We start from the raw sequence: 14436 nt of genomic DNA, 5'->3' as shown, positions 1-14436 counted from the left end.
TTCAACGGGCCGCGAAAGGAGCGCCGGACGCGCCGGCGCTCCCCCTCGGCGAACTCAGAACTTGTACGAGACGGTGCCCTGGAAGCTGCGCGGCAGCTCCGGAAGCACGATGGTGGAGCCGAACAGCTCGGTGAAGTTCGCGCGGAAGTACTTCTTGTCGGTCAGGTTCTTGACCACAGCGCGGAACACCCAGGGCCCGGTCTCGTAGGAAGCGGAGACGTCGAACTTGGTATAGGCGGGCAGCTTCACCGCCTGCGACACGCCGGAGTAGACCGAGTCCACCGCCACCATGCTGCCGGCCAGGGCTAGCCCGTTGTCGAAGGCATATGTCGCCGTCAGCGAGTAGAGGTTGGTGGGGATGCCGGCGCGGCGCGCGTCGCCCTTGGTGAGGATCGGAATGTTGCCGATCGGCTGGCCGCCCAGGTACAGCGCCGGGTTGGCGACGTTGACGAGATCCTCGATGCCGAAGAAGCTGAAGGTCTCGCCCGCTTCCAGCGCCGTCAGGTTCCAGACCTTGGTGCGGGTGTAGCCGCCGGTGAGCAGCAGGTGGTCGTCCACCGCCCAGCGGAACTCGGCCTCCAGCCCCTTGGTCTCGACCGCCTGGTTCACGGTCATCGACTGCGAGCTGTAGTCGGTGCGCTTCTGCTTGTAGACCGAGACCGCCGCGTAGAGCCGGTCGTCCAGCCAGCTGCCCTTGAGGCCGGCCTCGTAGAGCTTGGAGGCAGTGATCCAGGTTCCGCCATCCAGGTTGAACGGATCGATCTCGGCGCCCTGCCCGGCGATCACCACCGACTGGCGGGCGGCGGTGACGTAGGGGATCAGGCCGAAGGGCAGCTTGTAGTTGGCGCTGGCCGACCACGACCAGGCGCCATCGGTGTCGGACCCGCCGGAGATTGCGTCGGGCGCCTCCATGAACGATTCCTGGAAGTTGGAAACGCCCTTGATGCGATCGTAGCGCGCGCCCAGCGTCACATCGAGGCCGAACTTGAAGTCGAGGTCGACCAGCCCCGCAAAGGCCAGGTCGGTGTAGTGGCCCTTGACGTAGGTGTCGAAGTTGCAGTCGCATTCGGTGGACAGCAGGCGGTTGCTGGCCGGGGTGTAGCCCACCGTCAGGTCGACGCGGTGGAAGTACTCGTAGTTGAAGTCCTCGGCATGCCGGAAGTGCGTGTAGCGGATCGAGGGCGAGAGCTGGAACGCGAACTTGCCGGCGTCGGTCTCGAAGGTCTTCGAGAGGACGATCTTGTCCTCGAAGACGTAGGAATCGTGGAATTGCGAGAAGCCGTAGCTGTTCTCGTTGATGTTCTCGTAGCTGTCGTAGAACATCTGGTTCTTGATCTCGATGTCTCCGGGACCGGTCCAGATCAGGTCGGCGTAGAGCGTGGTCGCCTTGTTGTCGAGGCGGTCGTCCTTGCCGGTCAGGGTCTTCCTGCGGCTCAGCTTGGCCGTGCCGACGTTCGTGAGCGCGAGCTCGGGATAGGCCGAGGTGAAGCAGGCGTCGGTGAAGCCGGTCGGCCCCGTGCTGAAGCCGCCGCATCCGAAGGTGCCGAAGACCGACAGGCCGCCGGGGATCGCCTGGTTGATCTCCTCCACCGACATCTGCCCGTCGCCGTCGAAATCGAGCGACTGCGCGGCGCCGGTGATGTAGGTGCCGTTGTCCACCAGGTCCTGGGTCAGGCGGTTCCAGCCGCCGTTCTGCTGGCCCTTGTAGTTGTGGTACATGCCACCGAACTCAAGACGCAGGTTCGGCGTCAGGTCGGTGTCGAGTGCGGCCTGCAGGATGGTCTGCTTGGTCGACATGTTGTCGTAGTAGCTGCCCGAGTTCTCGACCTCGGCGTAGAGGCTGTAGCCGAACTCCTGCGCGCCCAGGCTGCCCGGACCGCGCACTTCGGCGGCGATGTCCGCCTTCTCCCAGCTGCCGCCGGTGAAGCTGATCTTGCCTTCGGGGCTCGCCATGTAGGAGCCGCCCTGCACGCGCGCCGACTTGGGAACGAAGTTCATGTAGCCGCCGGTCTTCGACGGGCCGTAGATCGGCGAGGCGGGGCCGCGCACGATGTCGATCCGCTCGGCCGCCGCGATCGGGGTTGGGTAGTTGCCGGGGTTGTCGAGGCGGCGCACCCCGCGGAAGTAGATCTCGCCCGGAGTGCCGCGGATGTCCAGCGCACCGCCGACCCCGAAAAAGGAGTTGGTGAAGGTGCCGGGCGACTGCGCGACGAGGTCGTAGATGTCGGTGATGCCGAAGCGCTCCATCTGCTCCGAGCTGACCGTCGAGACCGAGCGCGGCGTCTCGGTCACCGTCTTGTCGAAGCCGAACACGGTGCCCACGCCCTCGATCGGCAGCGCGCCCAGCGAGCCGGTGACGACGATCTCGCGGCCGTCCTCCTCCCCCGCCTCGTCGGCGGTCTGGGCCAGCGCCGGCGTCGTCAGCGCCGTGCAGCACAGCAGCGCGCCCGCGGTGGCCATCGCCGAGCGGCGAAGCGTGCGGCGGGTGTCGAACCTCATCTCAGTCTTCATGTCATGCCCCCTGAATCCGGCGGAAGCAGGCACGTACGCGCCCCGCCTTGTGGTTGTTCTCGTCCCTCCTCCCCACATCCACCTTGAGTCTGGCTGCAGTGCCCCGTTGCATCGACGGCAGCATCCGCACCGGCCTGGAAGCTATGTCCCCTTCGCGCCCTGAACGCCCCTGAAGCGGTCGAGCGAACGCTCGAACCGGTCGAAGTTGATCTCCAGCCGCGCCTGCACGGCGGCCTTCTCGCTGCCCGCCAGGAACGCCCGGCACGCGGCGCTGGCGAGCCCGGCGGCGCAGGCCGGCACGAAGGCGGTCATGCCGCGGTCGCGCCACAGGCTGGGACCCGGCGCGAAGGCATATTCCAGGCTGTCGCGCGCCATCTGCTTGAGGTCGGGGTAGCGCAGCCCCTGCTGCATGACGGCGCGGACATGCTCGTTGGTCATGTCGGAGCGCAGCACGCCCTCGTCGTCGGTGGAAAGCATGACCGGCACGCCCATCGCCCGGTAGAGCTGGATGGGATGCGTACCGCCCTCCACGCCGAGGATCACCGCGTTGCTGGTGAGGTTGATCTCCACGCCGATGCCCTCGCGGGCCATGCGGGCCAGCGTCTCGGGCGCGGCGGTCTCGTAGGCGATGTCGACGCCGTGGCCGATGCGCCGCGCACCGGAGGCCACGGCCTTGGCGATGTGATCCTCCAGCGCCCGCGGCGGGACCAGGCCGAGCGCCAGCTCGCCGGCGTGCATCGTCACCTTCACCTCGGGGTACTTCGCCTCGAGGAAGCGGAACATCGCCATGTGCAGGTCGTAGTCGCGCAGGGCGACCGGATCGTCCTCGGGCATGACGATGTTGACCCCGACGAAGCGCGGGTCGCGATGGGCGAGCGCGAAACCCGCGATCATCGAGCGCCAGGCTAGCGCCGGGGCCATCCCGCGCATCGCCGAGTAGAGGTAGCGCACCGTGACGCCGCAGCCGGGGTCGGCGGCCGCGGTGCCGCAGCGCAGGCGCTTGCGAGCCTCGGCGTCGAGACGGGTGACCTCGGCCATGGTCTCGTCCAGCAGCGGGGTCACCGCGGCGATCTCCCGCGCGTAGGAGGCGGCCAGTCCGGCGGCGTCGATCGCCTCCGCAGGGCCGGCCGCCATGGTGCGCGCCAGCCCGCCGGGATTGTACATCAGCTCCAGGTAGACGAGGTTGTTGCGTCCGGCGCTGGCATAGGCCTCGGCCAGCCAGCGCGCCTCCTCGCCGCGGTAGGCGGGGCCGAACTTGGCGAAGCTGGAGAAGAACTGGCTGTGCCCCGAGACCAGCGCCGGGCCGATGCCCTTCTGGAACCCGCGGGTGGAGATGGCATCGACCAGGCGGGCATAGGCGAAGGGATCCTCCACCGCCATGACCGCCACCTCGCGCTCGCGCGGGCACGGCGGCGGGACGATGCGGCCGATCTCCGCGTCGGCGCACAGGCCCTGCGCGGCGGCGGCCTCGAGGAAGTCCTCGGCATAGACCGACCCGCCGAGGTGGTTGTGCAGGTCCCCGCCCTTGGGCATCGCCTGGAGGAACACGCGCAGCCGGGCTTCATGGCCCGCCACATCGTCGAGCATCGCGGAGGCCGCGGCCTCTCCGGCCGCGTCCGCCCGCGCCGGCGAGGCTCCGGCCGCAGACAGCAGCGCGGCCGCGCCGGCCAGCGCCAGCGCGCGTCCCAGTGCCCCCAGCGGGCGGCCAGATCCCATCGCCGTCATGCCAGCTTTCCGAAAACCCCCTATCGGGGGCGCCCCGCGGCCCGGCCTGGTGGATGACCGTCTCAGTAGCGCCCCCGTCCGAACGTGCGGCTCCCGCGGGCGATCGATTCTCCGAAGAGAGTCGAACAAAGGACCGCAGGGGATCGCACCTTCCGGTACTCTGCGGGTGGTAAGGCACTTGACTTGGCGCAAGCAAACGCAATGAATCCCACGCGGCGTTGCAGAAATTAGAGCAGGTCCGGAACTTTCCTCATGCCCGCATTCTCCCGTTTCCTGCGATACTTCATGGCGGTCGGCCGGCACGGGTCGATCCGCAAGGCCGCGGACGAGCTCAACGTCTCGGCCTCGGCCATCGCGCGCCAGATCCTCAACGTCGAGGCGGACATCGGCACCCCGCTGTTCGAGCGCCTGCCGACGGGCCTGCGGCTCACCGCCGCGGGCGAGATCATGATGGCCGCCGGCAGCCGCTGGCAGAAGAACATGCAGGACATCCGCGCCCAGATCGAGGACTTGCGCGGACTCAAGCGCGGGCATGTCGACATGGCGGTGATCGACGCCCTCGCCAAGGGCCACATCCCCGCCGCGATCCGCGCCATCCAGGAGCGCTATCCCGGCATCACCGTGGGGGTGAAGGTGCTGGGAAACGACGAGGTGCGCAAGGCCGTGACCAGCGGCGAGGTGGATTTCGGCATCCTGTTCGAGCCGCAGACCTACCGCGACCTCACCGTGCGCGCCTTCGTCGAGGTGGTGCTGGGCTTCATCACGCCGGCCGGACACCCGCTGGGGGACAAGCGCGAGGCGCGCTTCTCCGCCTGCATCGGCTCGCCGCTGATCCTCCCGCGCGAGCCGCTGGCGGTGAGCCAGCAGATCGCCGTGCTGGAAGGCGCGACGGGGATGGAGCTGGACCGCAAGGCCTCCTCGGACAACATCCAGATGATCACCTCGCTGGTCGAGGAAGGCGTGGGCATCGGCATCCTCACCTCGCTCGACGCGATCGCCGAGGTGCGCGCGGGCAAGCTGCGCTTCACGCGCATCTCCGATGCGCTGCTGCGGCCGATGACGCTGGCGCTGTGCACCAACACCGCGCGCACCCCATCCTACGCCGCCGGGATCGTGCTAGCCGAGATCGAGAACGGCTTTGCCCAGCTCAGCTATGCCGACGCCATGCCGCCCGCGCCGGATGCCGAGGCGATTGAACTTGGCGACGATGCGCTATAACGGCGCCGCTTTCCCACATCGCCGGAACAGGATTCGCGCCGCATGAGCCAGAACGCCGAGCCCGAACTGCACTACCTCGAATACTACGAGGACTTCCTCGCCAAGGTCCGCGTGCTCTCGCGCAAGATCCGGGAGAGCGACTGGCAGCCCGAGTTCATCATCGGCGTCGGCCGCGGCGGCCTGGTGCCGGCGGTGTACATCTCGCACCAGCTCGCGCTGCCGATGCTCTCGATCGACCATTCCTCCAAGGTCCCGGGCTTCGCCGACGAGCTGCTCGGCAAGGTCGCCGGGATGAGCGCGGCGGGCAAGCGGCTGCTGTTCGTGGACGACATCAACGACAGCGGCGGCACCATCGCCTATATCCGCCAGCTCCTCGTCGACGGTGGCTGCAAGGCCGACAACCTGCGCTTCGCGGTGCTCATCAACAACGTCCGCTCGCGCGCCACGGCCGAGCTGTGGGTGGACGAGATCGACCGCGACCAGGACAAGCGCTGGTTCGTGTTCCCCTGGGAAGCGGTCGGCACCAAGGATGCCATTGTCGAGGAAGCGCGCTCGGTTCCGGAGCGGCTGTCCTGATGCGCATCTGCGTCTATCTCGGTTCGTCCGCCGGCACCAATCCCCTCTACCGCGAAGCCGCCGACCAGTTCGGCACGCTGCTAGCGCAGCGCGGCATCGGCCTCGTCTACGGCGGCGGCACCGTGGGGCTGATGGGCGTGATCGCCGACGCGGTCTGCGCCGCGGGCGGCGAGGTCATCGGCGTCATCCCCGAGGCGCTGCGCGCGCGCGAGCACGACCACCAGGGCATCAGCGAGCTCCACGTCGTCCAGACGATGCACGAGCGCAAGGCGATGATGGCCAACCTGGCGGACGGCTTCGTCACCCTGCCCGGCGGCATCGGCACGTTCGAGGAGATGTTCGAGGCCTGGTGCTGGTCGCAGCTGGGCTACCACAACAAGCCAGTCGGCCTGCTCGACGTCGGCGGGTTCTACTCGGGCCTGCGCCAGTTCATCGACAACGTGGTCGACGAAGGCTTCCTCCAGCCCCGCCACCGCGCCATGCTGATCGTCGAGAAGGACCCCGAGACGATGATCGAGCGCATCGCCAACTTCGTCCCGCCCGAGAACGAGCACTGGCTGGGCGCGCGGGACGTCTGAGCGCGAGGGGGCCGCGCGCAGCACGCAAGCGAAAGCGCCCGCTGGCGAGCGCGGGATTACGCCGAAGGAAGGCAACGCAGCCGAAGAATGACATCGGGCCGGCGTCGGGGCGCCCGTGCAGGGGCACGGGGGGAGACCGTCTCGTGCGAACGGCCGGGTAGCAGTCGGCGCAGCCCGGCTCGGCCCTGGTCGAAGCGGTTCGGATCGGCGGTGCGGGCTCGCAAACTGGCGCCGTATCCGGCCTCCCGCGGCCGACCTTGCGAAGAAGGGACGACGGTTGCGGGAAACCTGGGGTGGGGAGGGCCGCAAGCCGCCCTGCCCGATGAACCGCTCCGGTCGGACGCTGCGGCGTGATCACGACTTGTACGCCGTACCCGGCCCGCGACGCCGACCCGAAACACCGCCCGCCCTTGTACCTCAGGCCTGCGGATGGCGGCGCTTATAACCTAAATGGTTCTACATGTCAAGGCTGCGCGTAGGCTTCCAGCCGCTCAACATGCCGCGCGATCGCTTCGGGCGGAAGGAACGAGCCGGTAAAGCTGTTGCGCGCCAGCGTGACGAGGTCCGCGCGCGAGAGCCCGCGTGCCTCAGCCACCGCGCGGTAGTTGGCGGCGATGTAGCCCCCGAAATAGGCCGGATCGTCCGAGTTCACCGTCGCCTTCAGCCCCAGCGCCAGCATGCCATCGAGCGGGTGGTCGGCGAGGTCTCCGACCACGCAGAGCTTGAGGTTGGACAGCGGGCAGACGGTCAGCGTCATCCCCTCTGCCGCCAGCCGCGCGACCAGCGCCGGGTCCTCGAGCGCGCGGTTGCCGTGGTCGATGCGCTCCACCCCGAGCAGGTCGAGCGCCTGGTGGACGTATTCGGGCGGGCCTTCCTCGCCCGCGTGGGCGGTGATCCGCAGGCCCCGCGCGCGCGCGGCGGCGAAGACGCGCGCGAACTTCTCCGGCGGGTGGCCGACTTCCGAACTGTCGAGGCCCACCGCGGCGATGCGGTCCAGCCAGGGCCCGGCCGCCTCCAGCGTGGCGAAGGCGGCCTCCTCCGACAGGTGCCGCAGGAACGAGAGGATCAGGCTGGAGGTGACACCCAGCTCCGCCTCGGCCACGCGCATCGCCGAGAGCAGGCCCTCGATCACCTCCGCGAAGGGGATGCCGCGATCGGTGTGCGTCTGGGGGTCGAACATGATCTCGGCATGCACCACTCCGTCCGCCGCCGCGCGCCGGAAGTAGGCGATGGCGAGATCGTGGAAATCCGCCCGCGTGCGCAGCACCTCCGCGCCCGCGTAGTAGATGTCGAGGAAATCCTGGAGGTTGGAGAAGGCGTAGGCCGCCCGCACGTCCTCCACCGAGCCATAGGGGATCGCCACGCGGTTGCGCTGCGCCAGCGCGAACATCAGCTCGGGCTCGAGGCTGCCCTCGATGTGCAGGTGGAGTTCGGCCTTGGGCAGGCCGGCGATGAAGGTGGCGAGGTCGGTCATCGGATCCTTATGGCACATCGCCCGGGGGCGTGGACAGATTTGGTGGGGGTGTCCGGCATCGCCGACGGCCGACGCCGCCCCGCACCTTCCCCCACCGCTCAGCCTGGGCTTGCGGAAGGCCCGGCGGCCAGGCGCGAGGCTTCCATGCTTCGACAAGCTCAGCATGAGCGGGCTGGGGCAGGCGAGCAGTCATCTCTCCGAGCCATCCTCCCCAACCCCAGCTCCCAGCCGGCTTCGCAGCGCCTGAGCATCTCTCACTCGGGTCTCGGGGCTCTCCAGGCGCATTCGCCCATCACGTAAGTGCGCGCGATAGCGCGCTCGTCGCCGAGGATCTGGAGCGCGAAGAGGCGGGTGGCGAGGTCGGCGCCGGCGGTGCGCCGGGCCAGGAGCGGGGTGGCAGCGCTGTCCAGCACCACGAAGTCCGCCTCCTGCCCGGGTTCCAACGCGCCCACCCGGTCGGCGATGTGGAGCAGCGCGGCGCTGCCCGCGGTGGCAAGGTACAGCGCGCGGAAGGGGTCGAGCCGGTCCTCGCGCGCCAGCGCCGCCTGGTAGGCCAGCCCCGCTGTGCGCAACAGCGAGAACGAGGTCCCCGCCCCGATGTCGGTGCCCAGGCCGAGCCGCAGCGCGTGGCGGTCGGCCTGGCCGAAGTCGAAGTGCCCCGAGCCGAGGAACAGGTTGGACGAGGGGCAAACCGCCACACCCGCCCCGCTTTCGTGCAGCCGCGCGCACGAGCGTTCGGTCAGGTGGATGCCATGCGCGAAGACCGCGCGCCGGGTGACCAGGCCGAAGCGGTCGTAGGCGTCGAGGTAGTCCGCCGCGTCGGGGAAGCGTGCGGCGACGGCGGCGACCTCGTGCACGTTCTCGGCCAGGTGGGTGTGCATCAGCACCTCGGGATGGGCGGCGAGCAGCGCTCCGGCGTCGGCGAGCTGGGCGTCGCTGGAGGCGAGCACGAAGCGCGGCGTGATCGCATAGCCGAGCCGCCCGCGCCCCTGCCAGCGCCGGATCAACGCCTCGCTGCCGGCCCGGCCCGAGGCGACGGTGTCGTTCAGGCCCTCGGGCCCGAGATCCATCAGCACCTTCCCCGAGACCACGCGCATGCGTCGCGCCAGCGCCGCCTCGAACAGCGCGTCGACCGACTGTTCGTGGACGGTGGGGTAGACCAGCGCGCTGGTGGTGCCGTTGCGCAGCAGCTCGTCGCAGAAGAAGGCCGCGACTTCCTCGGCATGGGCCTTGTCCGCGAAGGCCTTCTCGGCGGGGAAGATGTGCTTGTCGAGCCAGTCGAGCAGCTGCTCGCCGTGGGAGGCGATGCGGTCGGTCTGGGGATAGTGGACGTGGGCGTCGACGAAGCCCGGGACGACGAGGCCGGGAAGCACTTCGGGCTCGGGATAGCGCGCGGCGAGCGCGGCATAGGGGCCACGGTCGAGGACCACGCCGTCCTCGACCACCAGCAGGCCGTCGGGCTCGTGGCGCACCGCTTCGCGTCCCGCGTCGCGCGGGTCGTGGGCGACGGACAGGAGTTCCCCGCGATAGGCCCGGATCATGGCGCCTCTCCGGCGCGGGAACCGGGCGGAGGCACCGTCGCGTGCCGCTCCACGCGGCTCCGCACGGTCTCCGGCCCGGGGCCGGGGCGGCATTTGGTCCGGGCAGTCACTGGCCGCGGAGCCCCAGCAGCTGCGCGCAGACGGAGATGGCGATGACGTCGGGCTCCTTGCCGCGCACCCCGGGCATGCCGATGGGGGCGGTGAGCCGCGCCAGCGCGTCGGGCCCGATCCCGTCGGCCGCGAGGCGCGAGCGGAACCGCGCGATCTTGGTGGACGAGCCGATCAGCCCGACGAACGCCGCCGGCTCGGCGCGACCGAGGGCGGCGAGCGCGAGGTGGTAGTCGAGCGGGTGGTCGTGCGTGAGGATCACGATCGCCGCATCCGCCGGCGCTTCCGCGACGCAATGGGCGATCTCCTCCTCGGCCATCACGGTCACGCCGTCGATGTGCCCTTGCTCGGGGCGGGTGTCGAACCAGGCGAGCTGGAGCGGCAGCCCGGTCATGTGCCGCGCGATCGCCTGCCCCACGTGGCCGGCGCCGAAGAGATAGACCGGCCGCGGCCGCTCGCCCACCGGCTCGACGATGCGGGTGCCCGCCTCCGGCCGGTCGCCGCGCGCGGACTGGCGAGTGGCGGTCTCGCGCTCGAACACGGCCCGATGCGGCCCGGCCTCGGCGAAGGTGGTCGCCAGCATGCGGCCGGGTTCGGCATCGTGCAGCCAGTCGAGCGCCCCGGGGTCTAGGCGCTCGACCAGCAGGCGCACCCGGCCGCCGCAGCACTGGCCCAGCAGCGGGCCGAGCGGATAGTCCTGCACCCGCCACGCGCCCGGCGCGTGGTCCAGCAGGGCGCGCGCCTGCTCGAGCGCGCGATATTCGAGCTGGCCGCCGCCGATGGTGCCTTCCTGCCCCTGCGCCGTTACCAGCATCCGAGTGCCCGCGCCGCGCGGGGCAGAGCCCTCGCTCGCCAGCACCGAGACCATCGCGGTCGGCACGTCCCGGTCGAGCCGCCGCAGCCAGCCGATCCACTGGCTCATGCGCCGCCCCGGTGGCCTGCGATGGCGCTGAGGATGCGCTCGGGCGTGGCGGGCGCGTCGAGCGGAGGGATCGCGCGGCGGTCGGGCGCGGTGGCGGCCACGGCGCGGTTCAATGCGGAAAACACCGAGATCGCCAGCATGAACGGCGGTTCGCCCACGGCCTTGGAGCGGTTGATCGTGGGCTCCGCGTTCTCGCCGTCCCACAAGGTGACGGTGAAGTGCTTCGCCCGGTCGGAGGCGGTGGGGATCTTGTAGGTCGCCGGGCTGTGGGTCAGCAGGCGCCCCCTTTCGTCATAAACCAGCTCCTCGGTGGTCAGCCAGCCCTGCCCCTGCAGGAAGCCTCCCTCGATCTGGCCCACGTCGATCACCGGGTTCAGCGAGCGGCCGACGTCGTGGAGGATGTCGACCGCCAGCACCCGGTGCTCGCCAGTCAGGGTGTCGATCACCACTTCGCTCACCGCCGCGCCGTAGGCGAAGTAGTAGAACGGCCGCCCCTTGAAGACCGAGCGGTCGTATTCGATCCCCGGCGTGGCGTAGTAGCCGGTGGCGGAGAGCGAGATGCGGCCGATGTGGGCCTTGCGCGCGACCTGCCCGAAGGTCAGCGTCTCGCCGCCGACCAGCACGCCGCCCGGGGTGAAGTGGACCGCGCCCTCCGCCACGCCGTAGGTGCGCGCGAGGAAAGCGGTCAGCCGCTCGCGGATGGCGGTGGCGGCGTTGTAGGCGGCCATGCCGTTGAGGTCGGCGCCCGAGCTGGCCGCCGTGGCCGAGGTGTTGGGCACCTTGTCGGTGCGCGTGGCGGTGATGCGCACCGTCTCCAGCGGCACGGCGAACACGTCGGCCACCACCTGCGCCACCTTGACGTAGAGGCCCTGCCCCATCTCGGTGCCGCCGTGGTTCACCTGGATCGAGCCATCGGCATAGAGGTGGACCAGCGCGCCGGCCTGATTCAGGTGGGTGGTGGTGAAGCTGATCCCGAACTTCACGGGCGTGAGCGCGATGCCCTTCTTGAGCACCGGGTTGGCGGCGTTGAACGCCGCCACCGCGCGCGCGCGCTCGTCGTAGCGCGCGGTCTCGCGCAGGCGGGCGACGATCTGCGGGGCCACGTTGTCGGCCACCACCATCTCGTAGGGCGTGGTCTCGCGGCCCGGGCCGTAGAGGTTGGCCACGCGCACGTCGAGTGGGTCGAGGCCGAGATGCGCGGCCACCGCGTCGATCACCCGCTCGATCGCGAGCATGCCCTGCGGTCCGCCGAAGCCGCGAAAGGCGGTGGCCGAGACGGTGTTGGTCTTCAGCCGCTCGGAGATGACGGCGACGTCGGGCAGGTAGTAGCAGTTGTCGGCATGGAACATCGCCCGGTCGTTGATCGCGGGCGAGAGGTCCACCGTGGCCCCGCAGCGCGAGGCGAGGTGCAGCGACAGCGCCAGCAGACGGCCCTCGCCATCGAAGCCGACCTCGTAGTCGACCTCGAACTCGTGGCGCTTGCCGGTCATGACCATGTCGTCGTCTCGGTCGCAGCGGAACTTGGCCGGGCGACCGGTGCGATGCGCGACGAGCGCGGCGGCGGCGGCGAAGAGAGCGGCCTGCGTCTCCTTGCCGCCGAATGCTCCACCCATGCGCCGTACTTCCAGCGTCACGTCGGCGGAGGAGAGGTGCAACATGTGCGCGATGAGGTGCTGCACCTCGCTGGGATGCTGCGTGGAGCTGAGCACGTGGATCTGGCCGTCCTCGCCCGGGGTGGCGACGGCGACTTGCCCTTCGAGGTAGAAGTGGTCCTGCCCGCCCATCGCGAAGCGCCCCGCAAGGCGGTGGGGCGCGGTCTCCAATGCGGCCGTCGCATCGCCGCGAGCCATGCGCTGCACCGGCTCAATGTGCGCATCGGCCGCCCGCGCCTCGGCGATGGTGATGGCGGCGGGCAGCGGCGCGTACGCGACCTTGCCGAGCCGGGCGGCAGCGCGGGCGGCGCGCTGGCTGGTGGCGGCGACCAGGAACAGCGCCTGCCCGTGGCACAGGACTTCGCCGTCGGCCAGCAGCCGGTCGTCGCCGGCGACCGGGCTGACGTCGTTGGCGCCGGGGATGTCGGCGGCGGTGAACACCGCGACCACGCCGGGCGCCGCACGCACGTCGCCGAGGTCCATGGCCATGATGCGCGCGCGCGCCTCGGTGGACTGGCCGAAGGCAAGGTGAAGCATGTCCGCCGGCTCGCCGACGTCGTCCGCATAGCGCGCCTCTCCGCTGACGTGCAGGCGCGCGCTGTCGTGCGGGTGCGAGGGCTTGGGCAGCACCTTCCAGGCGGGGTCGCGCTCAGCCATGGCAGGCGGTCCGGGGATGTCCGGCGCCGCGCCCGCGCGGGCCAGGGGACGCGATCATGCCTCCACCTCCAGCACCGAGATCGCGGTGCCCTGTTCGCGCAGCCACAGGCGGCGCAGGAGGTTGGCGGCGGCCTCCAGCCGGTAGGCGGCGCTGCCGCGCACGTCGGAGAGCGGGGCGAAGTCGGACTTCAGCGCCTCGGCGGCGGCGGCCAGCGTGGCCTCGTCGAAGCGCCGGCCGACCAGCGCCGCCTCGCACGCCGCGGCGCGCTTCGGCGTCGCCGCCATGCCGCCGAAGGCGACGCGCGCGGCGGTGATGGTGCCCTGGGCAATGGTCAGCGCGAAAGCGCCGCAGACCGCCGAGATATCGCTGTCGAACCGCCGCGAGAGCTTGGCGATGTGGACCACCGCCCCGGCCGCGGGGCGCGGGATGCGAATGGATTCGACGAACTCGCCGGCCCGCCGGTCCTGCCGGCCGTAGGCGAGGAAGTAGTCTTCCAGCGGCATCGTCCGGCGCCCGTCGATGCTGCGCAGCGTCAGCTCGGCGCCCAGCGCGATGAGCGCGGGGGGGCCGTCGCCGATGGGCGAGCCGTTGGCGATGTTGCCGCCGACCGTTGCCGCATTGCGCACCTGCAGCCCGCCGATGCGCCGCACCAGCTCGCCAAGCTCCGGGTGCAGCCGCGCCATCGCCGCATGCGCATCGGCATAGCGCACCGCGGCGCCGAGCGTCAGCGCCGCCTCGCCCTCCTCGATCCGCGCGAGATCGGCGATGTCGGCGATGAAGATCACCGCGCCGAGGTCCCGCAGGCCCTTGGTCACCCACAGGCCCACGTCGGTCGCTCCGGCGACGAGCCTTGCCTCGGGGTGCTCGGCCAGCAGCGCGGCGAGCTCCTGCGCGGTGCGCGGCGAGAACCAGCGGCGACCCTGCCATGTGCCCGAGGCGCCCTCGCCGGCGATGGCCTGGAGACCTGCGATCACCGCCGCCTCGTCCCGCGCGGCCGGGGCCAGGCCCTCGCCCGCTTCCAGGATCGGACCGTAGCCGGTGCAGCGGCACAGATTGCCGGCGATCACGTCCGCCACCGGCAGGTCGCAGCCCCTCGCGCCGATCGACCGGCCGTGGAGCGACATGACGAAGCCCGGCGTGCAGAACCCGCATTGCGAGCTTCCGTTGGCGGCCATGACCTCCTGCACCGGGCAGAGCGCACCGCCGGCGTCCTTGAGGCTCTCCACCGTCATCAGCGCCTTGCCGTTCACCATCGGCAGGAACTGGATGCACGCATTCACCGCCCGCCACGCAACCGCCTCGCCTTCCAGTGCGCCGACCAGCACCGTGCAGGCGCCGCAGTCCCCTTCCGCGCAGCCCTCCTTGGTGCCGGTGCGGCGCAGCGTGTAGCGCAAGTGGTCGAGCAGCGTGGCGGTGGGGTCGACTTCGGGCAGGTCCACCCGTTGCCCGTCGAGGAGGAAGCGGACGCCCAAG

Annotated in this window: 10 protein-coding genes; 3 read left to right on the top strand and 7 right to left on the bottom strand. The window is 70.5% G+C overall.

Annotated features, from left to right (window positions below):
* Positions 1-54: 54 nt before the first annotated feature.
* Both ACFFJC_RS07265 and ACFFJC_RS07260 read right to left on the bottom strand, forming a co-directional pair.
* On the bottom strand, positions 55-2511 hold the full coding sequence (locus ACFFJC_RS07265; protein WP_379486831.1) for a TonB-dependent siderophore receptor: 2457 nt from the start codon (positions 2509-2511) through the stop codon (positions 55-57).
* A 141-nt stretch (positions 2512-2652) separates the two neighbouring features.
* Positions 2653-4236, bottom strand: coding sequence for an adenosine deaminase family protein (locus tag ACFFJC_RS07260; RefSeq protein WP_379486830.1), 1584 nt, complete (start codon positions 4234-4236; stop codon positions 2653-2655).
* A gap of 252 nt (positions 4237-4488) precedes the next feature.
* Here ACFFJC_RS07260 and ACFFJC_RS07255 point away from each other — a divergent pair, with 252 nt between their 5' ends.
* Genes ACFFJC_RS07255 through ACFFJC_RS07245 form a run of 3 tightly spaced genes read left to right on the top strand, consistent with a single transcriptional unit; the run spans position 4489 to position 6608 of the window.
* On the top strand, positions 4489-5454 hold the full coding sequence (locus ACFFJC_RS07255; protein ID WP_379486829.1) for a LysR family transcriptional regulator: 966 nt from the start codon (positions 4489-4491) through the stop codon (positions 5452-5454).
* A 42-nt stretch (positions 5455-5496) separates the two neighbouring features.
* Complete coding sequence (locus ACFFJC_RS07250) at positions 5497-6030, top strand: phosphoribosyltransferase (RefSeq protein ID WP_379486828.1); 534 nt, start codon at positions 5497-5499, stop codon at positions 6028-6030.
* Positions 6030-6608 (top strand): LOG family protein, encoded by a 579-nt coding sequence (locus tag ACFFJC_RS07245; RefSeq protein WP_379486827.1) that lies wholly within the window; start codon positions 6030-6032, stop codon positions 6606-6608. The genes ACFFJC_RS07250 and ACFFJC_RS07245 overlap by 1 nt, the downstream gene beginning before the upstream one ends.
* Positions 6609-7071: 463 nt before the next feature.
* On the opposite strand, the gene ACFFJC_RS07240 is transcribed toward ACFFJC_RS07245, so the two are convergent.
* The 5 genes from ACFFJC_RS07240 to xdhA form a co-directional block, all read right to left on the bottom strand.
* Positions 7072-8082, bottom strand: a complete 1011-nt coding sequence (locus ACFFJC_RS07240; RefSeq protein ID WP_379486826.1) for an adenosine deaminase — start codon at positions 8080-8082, stop codon at positions 7072-7074.
* A 254-nt stretch (positions 8083-8336) separates the two neighbouring features.
* Positions 8337-9623 carry a guanine deaminase gene (gene guaD / locus ACFFJC_RS07235; protein ID WP_379486825.1) on the bottom strand — a complete coding sequence of 429 codons (1287 nt, stop codon included), beginning with the start codon at positions 9621-9623 and terminating at the stop codon, positions 8337-8339.
* 106 nt (positions 9624-9729) lie between these two features.
* Positions 9730-10653, bottom strand: a complete 924-nt coding sequence (gene xdhC, locus ACFFJC_RS07230; protein WP_379486824.1) for a xanthine dehydrogenase accessory protein XdhC — start codon at positions 10651-10653, stop codon at positions 9730-9732.
* Positions 10650-12962 carry a xanthine dehydrogenase molybdopterin binding subunit gene (xdhB, locus tag ACFFJC_RS07225; protein WP_379486823.1) on the bottom strand — a complete coding sequence of 771 codons (2313 nt, stop codon included), beginning with the start codon at positions 12960-12962 and terminating at the stop codon, positions 10650-10652. The genes xdhC and xdhB overlap by 4 nt, the downstream gene beginning before the upstream one ends.
* A gap of 54 nt (positions 12963-13016) precedes the next feature.
* Positions 13017-14435 (bottom strand): xanthine dehydrogenase small subunit, encoded by a 1419-nt coding sequence (gene xdhA / locus ACFFJC_RS07220; RefSeq protein ID WP_379486822.1) that lies wholly within the window; start codon positions 14433-14435, stop codon positions 13017-13019.
* Between the last annotated feature and the right edge of the window lies 1 nt (position 14436).

The organism is Novosphingobium soli, from assembly GCF_042432915.1.
Taxonomy (GTDB): Bacteria; Pseudomonadota; Alphaproteobacteria; order Sphingomonadales; family Sphingomonadaceae; genus Novosphingobium; species Novosphingobium soli.
This window is presented reverse-complemented; position numbering and strand designations above follow the sequence as displayed.

Coding starts and splice junctions, on each gene's coding strand:
- ACFFJC_RS07265 (WP_379486831.1), bottom strand. CDS start 2,511: ATGAAGACTGAGATGAGGTTCGACACCCGCCGCACGCTTCGCCGCTCG.
- ACFFJC_RS07260 (WP_379486830.1), bottom strand. CDS start 4,236: ATGACGGCGATGGGATCTGGCCGCCCGCTGGGGGCACTGGGACGCGCG.
- ACFFJC_RS07255 (WP_379486829.1), top strand. CDS start 4,489: ATGCCCGCATTCTCCCGTTTCCTGCGATACTTCATGGCGGTCGGCCGG.
- ACFFJC_RS07250 (WP_379486828.1), top strand. CDS start 5,497: ATGAGCCAGAACGCCGAGCCCGAACTGCACTACCTCGAATACTACGAG.
- ACFFJC_RS07245 (WP_379486827.1), top strand. CDS start 6,030: ATGCGCATCTGCGTCTATCTCGGTTCGTCCGCCGGCACCAATCCCCTC.
- ACFFJC_RS07240 (WP_379486826.1), bottom strand. CDS start 8,082: ATGACCGACCTCGCCACCTTCATCGCCGGCCTGCCCAAGGCCGAACTC.
- guaD (WP_379486825.1), bottom strand. CDS start 9,623: ATGATCCGGGCCTATCGCGGGGAACTCCTGTCCGTCGCCCACGACCCG.
- xdhC (WP_379486824.1), bottom strand. CDS start 10,653: ATGAGCCAGTGGATCGGCTGGCTGCGGCGGCTCGACCGGGACGTGCCG.
- xdhB (WP_379486823.1), bottom strand. CDS start 12,962: ATGGCTGAGCGCGACCCCGCCTGGAAGGTGCTGCCCAAGCCCTCGCAC.